Source organism: Enterococcus ureasiticus (assembly GCF_001730285.1).
Classification (GTDB): Bacteria; Bacillota; Bacilli; order Lactobacillales; family Enterococcaceae; genus Enterococcus_L; species Enterococcus_L ureasiticus.
Window position 1 is genome coordinate 143,941 of record NZ_MIJZ01000001.1, and the last position, 18,739, is coordinate 162,679.

Genomic DNA, 18,739 nt, shown 5'->3' on the forward strand with positions numbered 1-18,739 from the left:
CACTAAACTAAGTATAAAAGAAGAATATGAATTAATTATGAATAAGATATAAAAAAGCTTGAGCAATTTACTCAAGCTTTCATGAATATTTAGGACTATTTGCCAGATTTTAAATAATCTTGGTAAGATTCAGTATGGTATTTATCAACAGTCGAGGTATTATTGTTTTTACTATAAACACTCGTTGATTCTTCTCCTTTATCTTTTTCGATAGTTTCTAATTGTTTTAATTGATCTTTGTAATTGTAATCATCTGGATTTACTGGCGTTAATCCACTGTTTGTGTAAAAACGTAACAAATCACCATTTGTTGTTTGATCCGACATTTGAAGCTGTAGATTAGCTTTGTCTTTCAATTCTTTAGCTGCTTGTTTTTCTTGCTCAGTTGGTTCTGCTATTAAACGGCCAGTTGCTGTATCATAGATACTAGAGCCAAGCATCGTATATTTTGGTGAAACATAATTCCCGTTTCTAAAGGCAACCAGTTGTGAATTTTCTTTAGAGAACAAGTCTTGTCCCATTTGAATATAGTTTTTAGTATCAATACCCATTAAATGTAACAGGGTAGGTAAGGCATCAATTTGACCACCGTAAGTGTGGTTGATACCACCGTTTGTTTGACCTGGAACATGAATCATATAAGGAACACGTTGCATTGTTGAGTTATCAAAGTCATTCCAAGTTGATTTTGTTTTCCCAAGTAATTCAGCTAAGTTATCATTTCTAGAAGTAGAAATACCATAATGATCACCGTAAAGGACAATCACTGAGTTATCATACAAACCAGACGCTTTTAAATAGTTAAAGAATTCTTCGACTGCTTTATCAAGGTAGTTTGCTGTGGCGAAATAACCATTGATTGTTTCATCAGATGTTTGAGCAATCGGGAATCCAGCTTCGTTATTTGTAAATTGAGAATATGGATAGTGGTTAGAAACAGCAATAAATTTAGAATAAAATGGTTGTTGTAAATGTTCCAAGTATTGTGTGGATTGTTGGAAAAATGGTTTGTCATGCAATCCGTATTGGAATGAGTTATCTTCATTGACATCATAGTAATTAGCATCAAAGAAGTAATTATAACCCAAATGCTTGTAAGTTTCATTACGATTCCAGAAGTTACCAGCGTTTCCGTGGAAGACAGCACTTGTGTAACCTGCTTCTTGACCTAAAATAGCAGGAGCAGCTTCAAAAGTATTTTTACCACCAACTTGAGTGAATAATGAACCTTGGTCTAATCCGAATAATGAATTTTCGAACATTGTTTCAGCATCACTTGTTTTTCCTTGACCCACTTGATGGAAGAAATTATCAAAACTATAGGTGCTGTTGCTGTGATATAAGCTATTGATAAAAGGTGTAACGACATGTTCAACACCTTTGTCATCTTTTAATTTGTAGTCAATCAAAAATTGTTGGAAACTTTCTAAATGAATATAGATAACATTTTTTCCTTTAGCCATGCCAAATGTATCAGGGTTGGGTGCTGCGTAATGTCCTTTAACATAATCAGAAACAGCATCCATATCGTTCTCACTGGCTTCTGCTCGCACTTGGTTTGTTTGATATGTTGTCACGCCATCATAAACTGTGAAAGCATTTAAACCTAAAAATTTAACAATATAATCACGAGAAAATTGACGTCCTAATAATTGCGGGCGGGCAGTTTCAGCTAATGTTAAGTTCGCCACAAAAAATAAAGCAGATAACATACTGATTGAAACGGCAACACGGGCTCTAACTGGACGTTCATCCATCTTGATTTTTTTAGTAATCAGTAAAATACCGACAATAATAAAATCAATCCAGTAAATCACATCATAAGGTCTGAATAAACGCAGAGCACTTTCACCAAGACCACTAGCAACTTTTCCAGCACCAAGCATGGTATTGACAGTGATAAAGTCAGTAAATTCTCTGTAATAAACAACATTTGAGAATAACAATAGAGACATTAAGAAATAAATCACCATCATGGTAATATAAGAAGCTTTCTTTCTTCGTATATATAATGCGATTGCCAATAAGAAAAACGTGGAGGCAATTGGATTAATGAAGAGAATGAAATATTCGAAAGCATTTTCGATTCTTAAATTAAAATCAATTGTGTAAGCAAAAATGTTTTTTAGCCAAATCAACACTGCAACGAATCCAAAGAGTCCTAGCCGAGTGTTTAAAAATTTAGGCATATGTATTTTTTTTATAATATTCAAAGTAAACGTATCCTTTCTAAACTCAGATCTAAAAGAAAGCCAATGAACTATTTTCAAGAGCTTTTCATATACTCATACAATTCTACTCTCTCTGCAATTCTATGTCAATTTAAATCAAGATTGAATATAAAAAAGTTAATAAAATTTTACTTTTTTGTAAGATATCAAAAAGTTCATCAATTAACTTTTTGCTAACGACAGAAGAATCATTTTTTGATATACTAGCCAATGATGTGTACATAAGCAGCTGAGCTGTTGTGATTAAAATTAAATTAAGACAAAGGATGTACAGCAAATGAATATAATAGTAACAAAAAAATCAGAAAAAAAATTTAAAGGAAGATATCCCCTTATTCAAAAAGAAGATTTGCTTGATATGCCGAAGTCATTTTCAGCTGAGTGGGTCAATTTTGTTGATAGTAATGGTCAATTTATTGCAACCGGATACCTTGGCGAGCAAAACAAAGGCATCGGCTGGTTAGTTAATTGGCAGGGAAGTGTGGATTCACTTTTTTTAGAAAGCTTATTTTTAAAAGCTAAAAACCATAGAACTGCCTATGAGCAAGATGAATCAACCACAGCTTACCGCTTGTTTAACGGAGAAGGAGATGGACTTGGCGGCTTGATTATTGACCGTTACGATGATTTTGCCGTATTTTCTTGGTATAACGAAACGTTGTATCAGAAAAAAGAAGAAATCGTCCAAGCATTTAGAAAAAGCACACCAGAAATCAAAGGAGCATATGAAAAAATTCGTTTCTCTAATGATTCATTACCAGAATCTCAAAAATTGTTTGGTTTAGATGCACCTGAACCGCTTTTAGTGTCTGAAAATGGCGTAACATATGCTACCTATTTAAACGACGGCTTAATGACTGGGATATTTTTGGATCAAAAAGAAGTTCGAGGACGCTTGGCCGAAGGAATCGTCGCAGGGAAGACTGTCTTGAACATGTTTAGTTACACTGGTGCGTTTTCAGTTGCAAGTGCGATGGGTGGTTCAAACACGACCACAAGTGTTGATTTGGCTAAACGTAGTTTGCCAAAGACAAAAGAGCAATTTGAAGTGAATCATTTAGCCGTAGAGGATCAAAAAATCGTGGTGATGGATGTCTTTGACTATTTCAAATATGCTGCACGAAAGCAACTGAACTATGATGTGATCATTCTTGATCCACCAAGTTTTGCCCGAAACAAGAAAAAAGTTTTTTCAGTCGCTAAAAATTATGGGGACTTAGTAAAGGATTCTGTGGACATTCTAAAAAAAGAAGGCTTGTTGATTGCTTCAACTAATGCAGCCAATATTTCATTAGAGAAATATAAAAAAATGATTGTTCATGCTTTAGAAGAAAAACAGGTTCGCTATAAAATTAAAGAAACCTATCAATTACCTAGTGATTTTAAAACAAATAAACATTTTGAAGAGGGGAACTACTTAAAAGTATTTTTTATTGACATACAAAAATAATAAACAAGAGGCTGGGACGTGATTCGTAGAGTTATGCTGTCCCAGCCTCTTGTTTTATTGATAAAACATGTTTTGTGCAAAAGGAACAATAAATTCTTTAAACCGTAATGCGGCGGGTGAAAGAAAATGGTCTTTTTTTGTTGCTAGATAAATATAACGAGGGAAGAAGTTATCCTCAAGCGCAATCGTTTTAACTTTATAAGACGAAATTGATGGAATCTTCGGCATCAAAGCGATTCCATAATCATAGGCGACAAAGCCTAACATTGTATGATCTTCTTCTACCTCACATATAATAGTTGGTTTAATGGAAGCAGCCGTGAGCATTTTATCAATATAGGGACGCAAACCGCTTCTTTCGTTGAAATAAACAAAAGGATAGTCACGGGTTTCTTTCAATGAAATACTGTCATAAGCAGCCAATGGATGTTCAATCGGAACAACTAAAACAATTTCTTGTTCTGTCAAAATCTCGTAATTGAGCTGTTCATCTTCTTTTAGCTTTGAAGTTATGGCAATATCAACTTCTTCCTTTAAAAGTAAATCGGTCATATCTGAAGAGTTACCTTGACATAAATTAAAACGAATTTGTTCATTACCTGGATAAGTTGAAAATTCTTTCATTAACATAGGAGCCAAAAAAGAGCCTGCAGTATAAATAAAACCAAAATCGATCAATCCTTTCTCAGGACTAACTAATTCTTTTAACGCACGTTCACCTTTAGCTAATTCTTCTAATGCAGTCGAGACATAAGTATAGAAAAATTTCCCGTATTTTGTCAGCTGGATATTTCTACCTTTTTTTTCAAATAACTGAGCGTCTAGTTCTTTTTCTAATTCAGACATAGAGTGGCTTAAATTTGGTTGCGTTGTATTTAATAATTTAGCCGCATGGGTCATGTGCTGGGTGTCAGCTAACATTCTAAAAAATTCTAGTTGTCGCAAATTCATGTGTAATAACTCCTTATTGATCATTCATAAGTATAGTTTATCAATAAATACTGAAAGATGCATCAAAAAAACGATTCAGGCGTATCTATAAATATTATTTATCTAAAACATGAAAAACATTCATTGGAATTTATCGGTTGGTTAGAATAGAATAAAATCATAGGAATTGTGAAAAGAGTAACAATGGAAATTAACATTTAAGTGAGCTCGTCTTTTATAAAAATTAGAGCGGACAAAAAGCAACTTGTTATAATTTCCTGTTTTTTGTCAGAATTGGACGAGCCCGTTTCGCTTTTAATGTTATCTAGCTATACAAATCAATCCTTAGGCAAATAGATAAAATTTCAATGAAATAAAGACCATTTCAATGACATTTTACTAATTTTCTACAGGATTACCCGATTTGTTCCGCTTTTATGTTATCTAGCTACGTGGGCTAGCTCTTCGGAAAAAAGATAAATTATGAATGAGGTAAAGAGCACCTCAGTCACAATTTCCTATTTTTCTGTCAGAGCTGAACGAGCCCGCTTCGCTTTTAAATTTAGGAGGTAATCATGAATAATTATCAAGCAATCTTTGAACCTTTAACTGTAAAACGAATGACATTGAAAAATCGTGTTGTCATGCCACCAATGGGAACGAATTTCGCTAATATGGACGGCACATTCAGCATGCAACATGTTTCATATTATGAACAACGTGCTAAAGGTGGAACGGGTTTAATCACCTTAGAAAATGTGTGTATTGATTATCCGATGGGGACAAATGGTGCTCGTCAATTAAGGATGGATAATGATCAATATATTTCAGGATTATGGCATTTTAACGAGAAAATGCATGCTTATGGAGCTTGTACGTCAGTTCAAATCAATCATGCTGGTGCTTCAGCATATGGGCTACGTTTAGAGGGGGAACAACCAGTTTCAGCCTCAAATATTCCTTCAAAAAAAGGTAATCCGATTCCGCGTCCATTGACCGAAGAGGAAATTTATGGCATCGTAGATCGTTATGCAGATGGCGCGCTAAGAGCACAACGTGCTGGATTTGATTGTGTAGAAATTCACGCAGGACATTCGTATCTATTAAGCCAATTTTTATCTCCTTTATATAATAAACGGACAGATAAATTTGGCGGTAGTCCAGAAAACCGAGCTCGTTTTACAAAATTAGTTGTTGAAGCTGTTAGAAAAGCTGTAGGACCTTTTTTCCCGATTTCTCTACGTTTTAGTGCAGATGAACTGTTAGAAGGCGGTAATACATTAGAAGATACGATTGATATTTTAAACTATTTTGCAGATGAAGTGGATATTTTAAATGTGTCTGCAGCATTGAATGATAGCTTGCAGTATCAAATCGATAAAATGAATTTAGAAGATGGCTGGCGTGCTTATATGTCAAAAGCGGTCAAAGAACGTTTTCCTGACAAAATAACCGTTACATCTGGAAATATCCGCAGTCCTAAACGTGCAACAGAAATTCTAGAAGCTGGCGATGCTGACTTATTAGCTATGGGACGTGGCTTGATTGCCGAACCAAATTGGGTCAATAAAGTTGCCAATGGGCAAGAAGATTTACTTAGAAAGTGCATCTCTTGCAATATTGGCTGTGCAGACCATCGAATTGCTAAAGCACGACCAATGCGTTGTACAGTCAATCCCGATTTGCATTATGAAGATGACTATAAAATGAAACCTATTTTACATCCAACCAAAATGGTTGTGATTGGTGGAGGAACGACAGGACTTGAAGCCGCCGCTACAGCAGCTGAAGTTGGTGTTAGCGTAGAACTCTTTGAACAAAAAGGGTATTTAGGCGGATTAGGTCATGAAATCGCTCGTTTCCCAGATAAGAAAAGAATCGATGATTTTATCACCTACGAAATTAATCGTTGTAAAGAATTGGATAATTTAGCGATTCATTTAAATCATGCTGCATCGTTAGCTGATATTGAAGCAATCGGACCTGATATCATTGTCAACGCAACAGGTGCAAAACCTTTATTGCCACCAATCAATGGATTAAAAGAACAATTAGATAATCCAAATAGAAAAATTTTCTCTATTTTCGATATCTTGGATGATATGTCAAAATTCCAAGAATTTGAAGGAAAAGAAGTAGTTGTGATCGGCGGAGGTGCCGTTGGGTTAGACGTTGTGGAATATTACGCTGAACGTGGTGCTAAAAAAGTTAGTATAGTGGAAATGCAAGGTGAAATTGGGAAAGATCTAGATTTGATCACAAAACTTGCGATGATGGAAATCGTCGGAAAATTTGGTGTGGAAGTTCATGTAGAAACGAAACTGACAGAAGTTAGAGAAAATAGTTTCTTAGTTGAAAAAGATGGAGAAATGCTTGAATTACCATTTGATTTAGGTTTCGTATGTTTAGGAATGCGTGCAGAAGCTCCGATGATTCGTGAACTAGATCAGTATGCTAGAAGTAACGGTGCAGTTCTTTTAAATATGGGTGATAGCAAAGTGGCTAGACGGATCATGGAAGGAACAAGAGAAGCTCGCGACATTCTAAAAACAATAGAAGTTCTAGAAAACACACGAACACAAAAAGCGTTGTTTGAACAAACAAAAAGTCTACAAGCAACACAAACTATATAAAGTGAGGGAATTTAAGATGACAGAAAGAATTGACGGACACACATTATTGATTAGTTTGATTGCAACACCGATTCGCCATAGTTTATCGCCGACTATGCATAACGAGGCTTTTGCTAAATTAGGTTTAGATTATGCTTATATGGCGTTTGAAGTAGGAAATGAAGAATTGAAAGATGCGGTTCAAGGAATTCGTGCATTAGGGATTCGGGGTTCAAATGTTTCAATGCCAAATAAACAAGCAATTATTCCATATTTAGACGAACTTTCACCTGCTGCAAAATTAGTTGGTGCGGTTAATACAGTCACGAATAAAGATGGAAAAGGTCATTTAGTTGGGCATGTAACGGATGGCACTGGTGCGATGCGTGCGTTAGAAGAAGAGGGCGTAGAAGTCAAAAATCAAATCATCACAATGACTGGTGCTGGCGGTGCTGGTACTGCAATCGCGATTCAAGCAGCGTTGGATGGCGCTAAAGAATTACGGATTTTCAATATCAATGATCAACACTACAAAAATGCTGAAGAAACAGTGAAAAAAATCAACGAAAACACAGAATGTAAAGCAACACTAACTGATTTATCTAATCAAGCAGCGTTTAAACAGTCAATCAGTCAAAGTAGTATTTATATTGATGCAACTGGAGTGGGCATGAAACCATTACAAGAAGAAAGCTTGATCAATGATCCAGAAGTGATTCGTCCAGATTTAGTTGTCTTTGATGTTGTCTATATCCCGAAAGAAACAAAGTTGTTAAAATTTGCTCGCGAACATGGCGCAAAGAAAACAATCAATGGTCTTGGTATGATGCTTTATCAAGGGGCAGAAGCATTCAAGCATTTCACTGGGGAAGATATGCCTGTTGATTATATTAAAGAACTATTATTTAAGGACTAACAGTTAGGAGAAAATGATGAAAAACAAATACACACCGACCGCGATCGGTCTCTATATCAACTATATTGTCCATGGGATGGGCGTTATCATTATTTCACAAAACCAAAATTCATTGATGACACAATGGGATACAGATTTGATGGGAATTGCTAAGGTTATTTCAATGTTAGGGATTGGTCGTTTAATTGCAATCATGATATCAGGACGCTTATCCGATAAGTTTGGACGTAAGCCATTTATTTATTTAGGAATGATTACTTATGCAGCTTATTTCTTTGGAATATTATATAGTCCAAGTGTTGAGTTAGCGATGTTTTTTGCAGTAATTGCGGGGATTTCTAATTCATTCCTAGATTCTGGAACGTATCCAGCTTTGATGGAATCATTTCCGAAAACAGCAGGAACAGCAACAGTTTTGTTAAAAGCTTTTATACAAGGTGGTCAATTTGCATTGCCATTGATGATTAAATTCTTAGCTTCTAATCACTTGTGGTTTGGTTGGTCATTTATGATTGCGGCAATTTTACTTGGGGTGAATGCGATTTATTTGTGGAAACAACCTTTCCCGGATGCAGATGCCAAACTTGCTGAAGAAACAGAAGAAGTAGTAGAACAGGCACCAGTAGTTAAATTTAAATCAAAACCTAAGATGGCAATCGAAGGTGTTGCTTTTGTTATTTATGGTTTTATCGCGCAAGCAACTTTTTATCTAATCAGTCAATTTATTGGAACATACGGTGAACAAGTCGCTGGTATGGCTCAAACAGATGCAGGCGTGTTAGTTTCGTATTATTCTATTGGTTCATTATTATGTGTAGCATTTACAGCAATTATGGCTTCTAAAGTTCGTTCAGTGTATTTAGTTGTTATTTATACGTTCGTTTCGTTTTTAACAATTGCTATTATGTGGTTATTCCCAACTCCACTTGTTTGTATGATTGGAGCAGCCTTAGTCGGTTTCTTTGCAGCTGGTGGCGTGTTACAATTAGGCTTGACAGTGATGGGCGAAATGTTCCCAGCAGGTAAGGGTACGATTACCGGAATCTACTACACATTTGGGAGTATCGCTTCATTTGTTATTCCAGTTGCAGCAGCCCAAATTGCTAAAACGAATGTACGTGGTATCATGTTATTCGATACAATCATTGCAGGAATCGGTTTTGTGTTAGCGGTCATTATTTTTATTCGCTACCGCCAAACAATTGATACATCTAAATAGGGAGGATACAAAAAAATGAATACAGTCACCGTTAAAAACGTGACTCTCGGAAGTGGGAGTCCTAAAATCATTGTTCCTCTAGTAGGCAAAAATGAAGTAGAATTAATAGAAGAAGCCAAACATTTATTAACGATCGACTGTGATCTAGTTGAATGGCGTGTTGATTTTTTTGATCAAGTAGCTGATTTTCAAGCGGCTGCTGAAATGTCAAAAAAAATCGCAGAAATCTTAGCAGATAAACCAGTGCTCTTCACATTCCGTACAAAACAAGAAGGCGGCGAAATTCCGTTTTCAGATGAGCAATACTTTGGCTTGTACAAAACAGTTATAGAAAATGGTGCAATTGATTTGTTAGACGTTGAATTGTTTATGGATGATGCTCTTGTTCAACAAACAATCGAAGCAGCACATGAAAAAGGGATCAAAATCGTTATGTGTAATCATGATTTTGATAAAACACCTAACAAAGAAGAAATTGTTTCAAGATTATGCCGCATGCAAGAAAAAAATGCTGATATCTGTAAAATTGCTGTCATGCCGCAATGCGCAGACGATGTATTGACACTCTTAGCAGCCACAAATGAAATGAAGACGGCGCATGCAGATCGACCAATCGTTACGATGTCTATGGGGCAATTAGGCATGGTCAGCCGGATGAGTGGAGAAGTTTTTGGTTCAGCGATGACTTTCGGTGCCGCTAAAAAAGCTTCCGCACCAGGACAAGTCCCAGTAGAAGAGTTACGTGAAGTTCTTAAAACATTAGCACTATAATTAATAGACCAGTTAGAAAGAGGATAACTCATTCTAACTGGTCTATTTTTCTTGCATCCGTTGATTTCTTTGATAGACTTAAACATGAGGTGAATAAAATTGGCTAAGAAAAAGAAAACACAAAAAACAAACGCAATGCGAATTGTTGAACAACATAAAATAACCTATAAAGAATATGAATTTGAATGGAGTGAAGACCATTTAAGTGCAGATAGTGTTGCCGAAAAATTAAGGATCGAAGATGGAAAAATCTTTAAGACGCTAGTAACTGTAGGAAATAAAACAGGTCCAGTGGTTGCTGTTATTCCAGGTAATAAAGAATTAGATTTAAAAAAATTAGCACTTGCAAGCGGCAATAAAAAAGTTGATATGCTCCATCTGAAAGATTTAGAAGAAACAACAGGCTATATCAGAGGTGGGTGTTCCCCAATCGGAATGAAAAAACTGTTCCCAACCTATCTTGCTGAGGAAGCAAATAAATTTGATACAATCATTATTTCGGCTGGTAAAAGAGGGATGCAGATTGAATTGTCTCTATTGTCGATTCTCCAAGTAACAAATGGCGAAATGGCAGATTTAACAATGTGAAATAGAACGAATCGTATTTGAACAACTTCTATTGATATTTTTGTAATGCCTGTTTAGCTAAAGTGTCTGCGCCTTTATTTTGGCTTTCAGGAAGCCATTTTACCAACAATAGAGGAAAATGACTTTCTAATTGTTGAAAAGTTTGTAGGTAAGGTTGGAACATAGCATTTTTGGCATGTTGTTTTTCAATTGTTTGAACAACGATTTTACTATCAGAATGAATCAATACTGTTTGATCATTTAGCTCTTTTTCAATGACTAATTGGAGAGCTTTAATAAAAACTTTAAACTCAGCTTCATGATTGGAACACTCCCCAAGTGGTACATGGATTTGTTCGTGAAGTGCATCTCCTACAATAACGATACCGCCACCACTTGGTCCGGGATTTCCTTTTGTTGCAGCATCGACATATATTCGTAACATAAAAGTCTCCTTATTTTCTTTTCGTTAAAAGTTGAAGTGTGGTACTATTATAACATACTGAAATTTTTATTAAGGGGTCGCTACATGAAGAAAAAAGTCTATCATTGGCAACCAGAATTATCAACAGCGATAATTTATTGGTCTTGTACATTTGGCATTTTATTTTTAAGTTTGATTTTAACATTGGAACATACTCGTCCTTATTTGATTAGCAATATTGTGTTAGGCATTTTCATTTTCTTTGCTTTTCTGGGATGCAATCGTTATTTTATTATTGATGACGAGTATTTGATTATCCATGCGATATTACCGATAAGGCGTAAAAAAATAACATTATCTGCTATCGAAATGATTCGAGTTGGACCTAAATGTATTGAAGTAAACTCACCTGAGCTAAAAGAAGAAACACAAATGTTTATTATGACCAAAAAAAATAAAGCAGCATTTATAGAAAAACTTAAGCAACAAGAACTATTTACAGCAAAAATTATTGATGATCCTGAATTGACTATCAGTAAACATTATTAAAAAACAGCATTCTGCTAAGCAGAATGCTGTTTTTTCTATATTTTCTTCACATGAGCGGCTTGTAAACCACGTGTACCTTCCATTACTTCAAATTCAACAGCTTGATTTTCTTCTAAAGATTTAAAGCCATCTTCTTCTATTGCTGTGAAATGAACAAAGATTTCCTCGTCTTCATTGTAACCAATAAAGCCATAACCTTTTCTATTATCGAACCATTTGACGAACCCTTTTTCCATTCAAATCACGCTCCTTTATTTTCTAAAGTCTAGCATCATTATAAAGTGAAAAAAGAACCCCGTCAAACTTTTGTAAAAAAGCCTATTTTATAGTGGAAAAGGGCTGGAATGAACACTATAATAAGTTATACATTAACGAAAATATGATTTTTCATAATATTGTTCGGTAAATTTCTTTTTTCATGGGGAATACTATCGGAATTTTCCAGGATATTAACTTATTACTTATCAATAAAGTAGCAAAGTTGATTGGTTTAATCAAGAGGAGCTAAAATTATTTGCAAAATACAAAACGAAAATTTATTTCTCCACAATTAAAATATTTATCAGAAAATGAAGAAGGTAAATGGATTTTAGTTACTTCCCTCAATCCAACTCTAGTAAAGTCGCTGAAAATGATAATGCGATGGGATGATTTTAAATCTAAAAAGATGCTGGGACATAGCTCTAAGAGCCACATCCCAGCATTAAGGAATCCAAATAAACGTTGGGAGCAGAAGCAACTCCTTTGGAAATAAGCTGAAGTTCACAAAAATTTAAAAAGTAATTTTCGTGAATTCTGTCTTATTTCTCGGAGTTAAACATCTATGTTCCAACCTCCTTGCCATTTAAATCGAACTTAAAAAGCCATCAACTAAACCAAAGCAAAATGGAATAATAGCGCTGAATGACAAAAATATAAAAGCGGTTTTTTGTAAACTAGTAAGGGTATGGAAATCTTTTCTAAAAGAAAAAATCAACAAGATAAAACCAATTGCACCAACAAAACTCGCGATTTCGAATAATAAAGCCATCGTTCAACTCTCCTTTCAAGTACCTATTTTACAGTATAATACTTTTAAAAATGCTTGACAATTCATCCTTAAAGGATTGTTATTTGAAGTTGTAATGCCTTCAAAAAATCTGTAGTTGACACCCTTGTAAGGCATGTCCCTATTTAATTTTCATAAAAGCAACTTCTTTCTTCCAGTTAGCAGCTTTTTGTTATATACTTTAGACTAAAGCTCGAGGAGGAATCAACATGAATATTCGTTGTACTAGAAATACCGGATTTTATGGAATGGGTAGTCCAATCGAGGTCATGAAAAATGATGAAAAGTGGTTTTACTTAAGCCAAAATGAAACCAAACAAGTTAAAATAGAAGAAACGGAATGTACAATACAAGCTAAGTTTTTCTTTTTGAAGAGCGCACCTTTTTTAGTGGTCGATCAGGGGCAAACAGTTGATTTAGAGATAAGAATGAACCCAACTTTGCTTTTAATTTATGTTATACTTTTCATGGGCATGTTTTTGATTCCTGTGTTGCATTTGAACATAATAGGAATTTTACTATTACTTGTTATTTATTTTATTTTTGTATTTTCAATGTTAAATAAAGCTTATGTCATCAAGGAGAAAGTATAATGGGCGAGAGAGCGGAAGAATTTTTAAGTAGTTTTAATCGGATTGAAAAATGGTTTCGTGAACAATTAAATAATCCGTCGAATATGGGATTCAGCGAAATGGTCCGCAGACTATCTAGAAAAAAAGACGGTCGAATCCCACTTTTTCAAGATGATTTACTACAAATGGCTCAATTGAGGAATGCGATTGTTCACGAACAGATTTCAACTGACTTTGTGATAGCTGAACCTAATGAGTGGGCTGTCAATCGTATGCTGGAGATTGAACAAGCGTTGATCAGTCCTGAAAAAGTTTTCCCTCGTTTTTCAAAAAAGGTCACAGGGTTTGATGTAAACATTTCAATCAAAGAGATTTTATCGATTGTAGCTCGCAAGCAATATTCACAATTTCCAATCTATGATGATGGGATATTTAAAGGGTTGATCACAGTACGAGGTTTGGGAATTTGGCTAGCGGTCGAAAGTTCAAAAGGAGACATTCAATTAGAAGGAAGAAAAGCCTCTGAACTTTTAGTGAGCAATTATAAAGGCAGTAACTATCAATTTGTCAGCAAAGAGACGACTGTGTTTCAAGTTGAGGAGCTGTTTGTGACTCAAGTTAGATTAGAAGCGATCTTGATTACAAAAGACGGTAATCCAAATGGCAGTTTACTTGGCATTATCCGTCCAAGAGATTTATATAATAATGTAGAGAAGGAATGAAAGCCCTTGTTAGCAGTTTATTTAATTATCAGTGCAGTTTTGGTCGGTTTAGATCAGTGGGTCAAATATTTAACGGTAGCCAATATCCCTTTAGGTGAAACGAAAGAGTTTATTCCCGGAGTGTTATCATTTACGAACCTTCGTAATACAGGTGCCGCTTGGAGCCTTTTAGAAGGGAAAATGTGGTTCTTTTATATCGTCACGGTGATCGTGGTAGCCGTGGTTTTGTATATTTTAGTTAAAAATATTAATGGAAGCAAGTGGTTTACAGTCGGTTTGAGTTTAGTCTTAGCAGGAGCAGTCGGGAATTTTATCGATCGTATTCGTCTAGGTTTTGTTGTTGATATGTTCCAAACAGAATTTATTAGCTTTCCTATATTCAATGTTGCTGACTCTGCGCTTGTTATTGGCGTGATATGTATTTTTATTTATTTGATTTTAGACGAAAAAGCAGCGAAGGATGGGAAAAATGGACCAAATTAATGTAAAAATAAAGCAAGAAAAAGGACGGATCGATAAAGTTTTAAGTGAGCTATTGAAAAATCATTCTCGTTCGCAAATTCAACAATGGTTAAAAGACCAAAATATTATGGTCAATGGTGAAATTACCCGTTCAAATTATAAAGTAAAAGAAAACGACGAAATCAGTATCAATGTACCTGAACCAGAAGAACTTGATGTTTTGGCAGAAGATATTCCAATTGAAATCGTTTATGAGGATGATGATGTATTAGTTATTAATAAACCTCAAGGAATGGTCGTTCATCCATCAGCAGGACATCAGCATGGAACATTAGTAAATGCTCTGTTATACCACATAAAGGACTTGTCTTCGATAAACGGCATCATTCGCCCAGGCATCGTTCATCGTATCGATAAAGATACGTCAGGTTTGTTAATGGTCGCTAAAAATGATAAAGCTCATATTGCCTTAGCTGAACAATTAAAAGATAAAACTTCACTTAGAAAGTATGTTGCCTTAGTCCACGGCGAAATATCCCATGATAAAGGTGAAATCAATGCACCAATCGGTCGTTCAAAAAATGATAGAAAAATGCAAGCAGTGATCGAAGGCGGAAAACCTGCAGTGACGCATTTCGAAGTCTTGGAACGTTTTGAAGGCTTTACTTTAGTTCAACTTCAATTAGAAACAGGGCGCACGCATCAAATCCGTGTGCATATGAAATATATCGGCTATCCAGTTGCTGGCGATCCTTTATATGGACCAAGAAAAACATTAAAAGGCAAAGGACAATTTTTACATGCTGAAGTACTAGGTTTTAAACATCCAACAACGGGCCAAATGATGGTATTTGAAGCACCTTTACCCGATCTTTTTGAAAAAACTTTAGACCAATTAAGAAATAATGATTGATTTATTTCTAAAGAAAAGGTAAACTGTTTGAGAAAGAAAATTAAATAAGTAATCCTTTAAGAGTAGTCCCGTGAGGCTAAGAAGGAAACATGCAGAACAATATCTAGGTGCGCTTAGAAAAAATCTGTGTGAACTGAATGGTATCTTTGTATAGATAAATTCAATCCTCCTATCCGAACACGGGTGGGAGGATTTTTTGTTTGCTGTGAATCACGAAGAACAAAGTGAGCGAAGCTACCATACTAAAAGCCTAAACTACTTAAGATAAGGAATAACAATCTCTAACACACATGAAAAAGAGCAAGTGTAATGCTTTTACACTGAAACAAATTGCTCATAAGGCATCAGTAAAAATCAAATTTTTAGGAGGAGAAAAAATGCAAAAAAAAGAAGTCGTTGATGCAGTAACTATGAAACGAGCACTTACAAGAATCACTTATGAAATTATTGAAAGAAACAAAGGAATCCAAGATATCGTATTGGTAGGAATTAAAACTCGCGGAATCTACATTGCACAAAGAATAGCAGAACGTTTAAAACAATTAGAAAACATTGAAGTTCCTGTAGGTGAGTTGGATATTACCTTATATCGTGACGATATGGACGGACAATCAATGAAAGAACGTTCATTAGAAGAGCCGGAGCTTCACTCGTCTGATATTTCTGTTTCATTAGAAGGGAAAGAAGTGATTTTGATTGATGATGTACTCTTTACAGGTCGAACAATCCGAGCAGCAATGGATGCAGTGATGGACCTTGGCCGACCAAGAAAAATTTCATTAGCGGTCTTAGTAGATAGAGGACACAGAGAACTTCCCATTCGAGCAGATTATGTTGGAAAAAATATTCCGACTTCGATGGCTGAAGAAATTATTGTTGAAGTGGAAGAAAAAGATGGTGCAGATCGGATTTTGATCGCAAGTACTGAAGAGTAGACAAATACAATAGCAAAGATAGGGTAGGTTGAGATGACAGAAAAAGAATTTCGTAATGAAGAAGCGGTTTTAGATATTCATGATAAACCAAAGACAGCACATTGGGTTGCTTTAAGCTTACAGCATTTATTCACAATGTTTGGAGCAACAGTTATAGTCCCAATTTTAGTAGGAATCGATCCAGGAATCGCTTTAGTGAGTTCAGGACTTGGAACAATCGTCTATTTATTCGTAACGAAAGGAAAAATCCCAGCATATTTGGGAAGTAGTTTCGCATTTATCGCGGCGATGCAGATGCTGATGAAAAGTGATGGCTACCCAGCAATCGCTCAAGGTGCAATGACAACAGGTTTGGTTTACCTGATTGTGTCAATCATCATTAGTAAAATTGGTTCTGCTTGGTTAGATAAAATCTTACCACCAATTGTAGTGGGACCAGTCGTGATGGTCATTGGATTAGGGCTTGCCTCTAGTGCTGCTAATAATGCCATGTTTAACAACGGTGTATATGACTTTAAATTTATCTCAGTTGCTTTGATCACACTTGCTTTAACAATCTTCTATAATATGTTTTTCAAAGGATTTCTAGGCTTGATTCCAATTTTACTTGGAATCGTAAGTGGTTATCTCGTTGCGTTATTGTTCGGAATCGTAGACATCGAACCAATCAAAAATGCAGCTTGGTTCGCTATGCCGAACTTTGAAATTCCTTTTGTTCATTATCAACCAAGACTTTATTTAAATGCAATTACGACAATGGCTCCAATCGCATTTGTCACAATGACAGAGCATATCGGTCACTTGATGGTTTTAAATAAACTAACAAAACGAAACTTCTTCCAAAACCCAGGTTTATCAAAAACATTGATGGGAGATGGTGCTGCACAGATTGTAGCAGGTTTGGTCGGTGGACCTCCTGTCACAAGTTATGGAGAAAATATCGGAGTTCTAGCAATTACACGAGTACACAGTGTGTTTGTTATTGCAGGAGCAGCTGTCTTCGCCGTTGGACTTGGCTTTGTAGGGAAATTGAGCGCAATCATCCTAAGTATACCTGGACCAGTGATTTCAGGAATCAGTTTCGTATTATTCGGAGTAATTGCGGCTAGCGGTTTGAAAATCTTAATAGATAATCAAATCAACTTCGATAAGAAAAAGAATTTACTGATTGCATCAGTGATCTTAGTCATCGGTATCGGCGGTTTAGTTTTTAAACTAGATACCTTTGAGTTATCATCAATGGCATTAGCAACAGTCTTAGGAATTATTCTAAACTTGATTTTACCAGAAACAGCACGCAGTGAAGAAAAATCTAACTAGTAAGACGAAACGTTGTTACTATCGTTATCTAGCTTCAAGAGCTAGCCTCTCGGAAAAAAGACAAATTATAAACTAGATAAAGAGCACTTCAATCATAATTTTCTGTTTTTCTGTCAAGGTTGAACGAGCTCTTCCAGCTTTTAAAACAAGGAGGAATGAATGCATGATCATCACATCTGAACGTATCAGTTTAAAACATCTTTTAACCGTAGAAGCATTAAGTGACCAAGAAGTTATGGGCTTGATTCATCGTGCACAGGAATTTAAACAAGGGGCAACATGGCAGCCAGAGAAAAAACAATACTTTGCGACCAACTTATTCTTTGAAAATAGTACGCGAACCCATAAGAGCTTTGATGTTGCGGAGAAAAAGTTAGGGATCGAAGTAATCGAGTTTGAAGAAAGTATGAGCTCGGTAAAAAAAGGTGAGACGCTTTATGATACAGTGCTGACAATGTCGGCAATCGGAGTTGATGTGGCAGTCATTCGTCATGGAGAAGAAAATTATTATGATGAACTGATTCAAAGCAAAACAATCCAGTGTTCAATCATTAACGGTGGAGATGGCAGTGGTCAGCATCCTACACAATGTTTACTAGATTTGATGACAATATATGAAGAATTTAGACACTTTGAGGGATTAAAAATTGCGATTGTCGGCGATATCACACATTCTAGAGTCGCAAAATCAAATATGCAGATGTTAAAACGGCTTGGCGCAACCATCTATTTCTCAGGACCAGAGGAATGGTATGATAAGCAATTTGAAGCATATGGGCATTATGTGCCTTTAGATGAAGTGGTTGAAACAGTAGATGTGATGATGTTGCTTAGAGTACAACATGAACGTCACGATGGATCTGAAATATTTTCAAAAGCAGAGTATCATCAACAATACGGTTTAACTGTTGAACGAGCGAAACAATTACAAAAACACGCGGTCATTATGCATCCGGCTCCTGTCAATCGCGATGTTGAACTGGCAGATTCTTTAGTTGAAGGAATTCAATCTAGAATAATTCAACAGATGAGCAACGGCGTATATATGAGAATGGCAATTTTAGAAGCAGTATTACATGGGAAGGCATAGGTGAACAA

General features: G+C 35.6%; 20 protein-coding genes. 15 read left to right on the forward strand and 5 right to left on the reverse strand.

Annotated elements, in window-relative coordinates; translation table 11 throughout:
* Nucleotides 1-95: 95 nt before the first annotated feature.
* Nucleotides 96-2,204, reverse strand: coding sequence for an LTA synthase family protein (locus BCR21_RS00705; protein ID WP_069645524.1), 2,109 nt, complete (start codon nucleotides 2,202-2,204; stop codon nucleotides 96-98).
* A gap of 304 nt (nucleotides 2,205-2,508) precedes the next feature.
* On the opposite strand from BCR21_RS00705, the gene BCR21_RS00710 reads away from it, so the two are divergent.
* Nucleotides 2,509-3,681: a class I SAM-dependent rRNA methyltransferase gene (locus tag BCR21_RS00710; RefSeq protein WP_069644611.1), complete on the forward strand. Its 1,173-nt coding sequence runs from the start codon at nucleotides 2,509-2,511 to the stop codon at nucleotides 3,679-3,681.
* A gap of 54 nt (nucleotides 3,682-3,735) precedes the next feature.
* On the opposite strand, the gene BCR21_RS00715 is transcribed toward BCR21_RS00710, so the two are convergent.
* Nucleotides 3,736-4,632, reverse strand: a complete 897-nt coding sequence (locus BCR21_RS00715; protein ID WP_069644612.1) for a LysR family transcriptional regulator — start codon at nucleotides 4,630-4,632, stop codon at nucleotides 3,736-3,738.
* A 554-nt stretch (nucleotides 4,633-5,186) separates the two neighbouring features.
* Here BCR21_RS00715 and BCR21_RS00720 point away from each other — a divergent pair.
* From BCR21_RS00720 to ybaK, 5 genes are all read left to right on the forward strand, one after another.
* Complete coding sequence (locus BCR21_RS00720) at nucleotides 5,187-7,244, forward strand: oxidoreductase (protein WP_069644613.1); 2,058 nt, start codon at nucleotides 5,187-5,189, stop codon at nucleotides 7,242-7,244.
* A 16-nt stretch (nucleotides 7,245-7,260) separates the two neighbouring features.
* Nucleotides 7,261-8,139 (forward strand): shikimate dehydrogenase, encoded by an 879-nt coding sequence (locus BCR21_RS00725; RefSeq protein ID WP_069644614.1) that lies wholly within the window; start codon nucleotides 7,261-7,263, stop codon nucleotides 8,137-8,139.
* A gap of 16 nt (nucleotides 8,140-8,155) precedes the next feature.
* A complete protein-coding gene (locus tag BCR21_RS00730; protein ID WP_069644615.1) occupies nucleotides 8,156-9,358 on the forward strand; it encodes an MFS transporter in 1,203 nt (400 codons plus the stop codon).
* Nucleotides 9,359-9,373: 15 nt separating this feature from the next.
* The gene (aroD, locus tag BCR21_RS00735; protein WP_069644616.1) at nucleotides 9,374-10,129 is read left to right on the forward strand and encodes a type I 3-dehydroquinate dehydratase; all 756 of its coding nucleotides are present in this window, start codon (nucleotides 9,374-9,376) and stop codon (nucleotides 10,127-10,129) included.
* Nucleotides 10,130-10,264: 135 nt separating this feature from the next.
* Nucleotides 10,265-10,717, forward strand: coding sequence for a Cys-tRNA(Pro) deacylase (gene ybaK / locus BCR21_RS00740; RefSeq protein WP_069645525.1), 453 nt, complete (start codon nucleotides 10,265-10,267; stop codon nucleotides 10,715-10,717).
* Between the two features lie 28 nt (nucleotides 10,718-10,745).
* Here ybaK and BCR21_RS00745 read toward each other — a convergent pair whose 3' ends face one another.
* The gene (locus BCR21_RS00745) at nucleotides 10,746-11,141 is read right to left on the reverse strand and encodes a ribonuclease HI family protein (RefSeq protein WP_069644617.1); all 396 of its coding nucleotides are present in this window, start codon (nucleotides 11,139-11,141) and stop codon (nucleotides 10,746-10,748) included.
* 84 nt (nucleotides 11,142-11,225) lie between these two features.
* On the opposite strand from BCR21_RS00745, the gene BCR21_RS00750 reads away from it, so the two are divergent.
* Nucleotides 11,226-11,669, forward strand: a complete 444-nt coding sequence (locus BCR21_RS00750; protein WP_069644618.1) for an EbsA family protein — start codon at nucleotides 11,226-11,228, stop codon at nucleotides 11,667-11,669.
* Nucleotides 11,670-11,704: 35 nt separating this feature from the next.
* Here BCR21_RS00750 and BCR21_RS00755 read toward each other — a convergent pair whose 3' ends face one another.
* Nucleotides 11,705-11,905 (reverse strand): cold-shock protein, encoded by a 201-nt coding sequence (locus BCR21_RS00755; RefSeq protein WP_025869040.1) that lies wholly within the window; start codon nucleotides 11,903-11,905, stop codon nucleotides 11,705-11,707.
* 278 nt (nucleotides 11,906-12,183) lie between these two features.
* On the opposite strand from BCR21_RS00755, the gene BCR21_RS16935 reads away from it, so the two are divergent.
* Nucleotides 12,184-12,423, forward strand: a complete 240-nt coding sequence (locus tag BCR21_RS16935) for a hypothetical protein (RefSeq protein WP_069644619.1) — start codon at nucleotides 12,184-12,186, stop codon at nucleotides 12,421-12,423.
* A 90-nt stretch (nucleotides 12,424-12,513) separates the two neighbouring features.
* On the opposite strand, the gene BCR21_RS00765 is transcribed toward BCR21_RS16935, so the two are convergent.
* A complete protein-coding gene (locus BCR21_RS00765) occupies nucleotides 12,514-12,699 on the reverse strand; it encodes a hypothetical protein (protein WP_069644620.1) in 186 nt (61 codons plus the stop codon).
* Nucleotides 12,700-12,926: 227 nt separating this feature from the next.
* On the opposite strand from BCR21_RS00765, the gene BCR21_RS00770 reads away from it, so the two are divergent.
* From BCR21_RS00770 to BCR21_RS00800, 7 genes are all read left to right on the forward strand, one after another.
* On the forward strand, nucleotides 12,927-13,310 hold the full coding sequence (locus tag BCR21_RS00770; protein WP_069644621.1) for a hypothetical protein: 384 nt from the start codon (nucleotides 12,927-12,929) through the stop codon (nucleotides 13,308-13,310).
* The gene (locus tag BCR21_RS00775) at nucleotides 13,310-14,011 is read left to right on the forward strand and encodes a CBS domain-containing protein (RefSeq protein WP_069644622.1); all 702 of its coding nucleotides are present in this window, start codon (nucleotides 13,310-13,312) and stop codon (nucleotides 14,009-14,011) included. The genes BCR21_RS00770 and BCR21_RS00775 overlap by 1 nt, the downstream gene beginning before the upstream one ends.
* A 6-nt stretch (nucleotides 14,012-14,017) precedes the next feature.
* Nucleotides 14,018-14,494: a signal peptidase II gene (gene lspA / locus BCR21_RS00780; protein ID WP_069644623.1), complete on the forward strand. Its 477-nt coding sequence runs from the start codon at nucleotides 14,018-14,020 to the stop codon at nucleotides 14,492-14,494.
* Complete coding sequence (locus tag BCR21_RS00785) at nucleotides 14,481-15,386, forward strand: RluA family pseudouridine synthase (RefSeq protein WP_069644624.1); 906 nt, start codon at nucleotides 14,481-14,483, stop codon at nucleotides 15,384-15,386. The genes lspA and BCR21_RS00785 overlap by 14 nt, the downstream gene beginning before the upstream one ends.
* Nucleotides 15,387-15,763: 377 nt before the next feature.
* Nucleotides 15,764-16,321 carry a bifunctional pyr operon transcriptional regulator/uracil phosphoribosyltransferase PyrR gene (gene pyrR / locus BCR21_RS00790; protein ID WP_069644625.1) on the forward strand — a complete coding sequence of 186 codons (558 nt, stop codon included), beginning with the start codon at nucleotides 15,764-15,766 and terminating at the stop codon, nucleotides 16,319-16,321.
* Between the two features lie 33 nt (nucleotides 16,322-16,354).
* Entirely contained in the window at nucleotides 16,355-17,641 is a 1,287-nt protein-coding gene (locus tag BCR21_RS00795; RefSeq protein WP_069644626.1) for a solute carrier family 23 protein, read from the forward strand.
* A gap of 163 nt (nucleotides 17,642-17,804) precedes the next feature.
* Complete coding sequence (locus BCR21_RS00800; RefSeq protein WP_069644627.1) at nucleotides 17,805-18,731, forward strand: aspartate carbamoyltransferase catalytic subunit; 927 nt, start codon at nucleotides 17,805-17,807, stop codon at nucleotides 18,729-18,731.
* Nucleotides 18,732-18,739 lie beyond the last annotated feature (8 nt).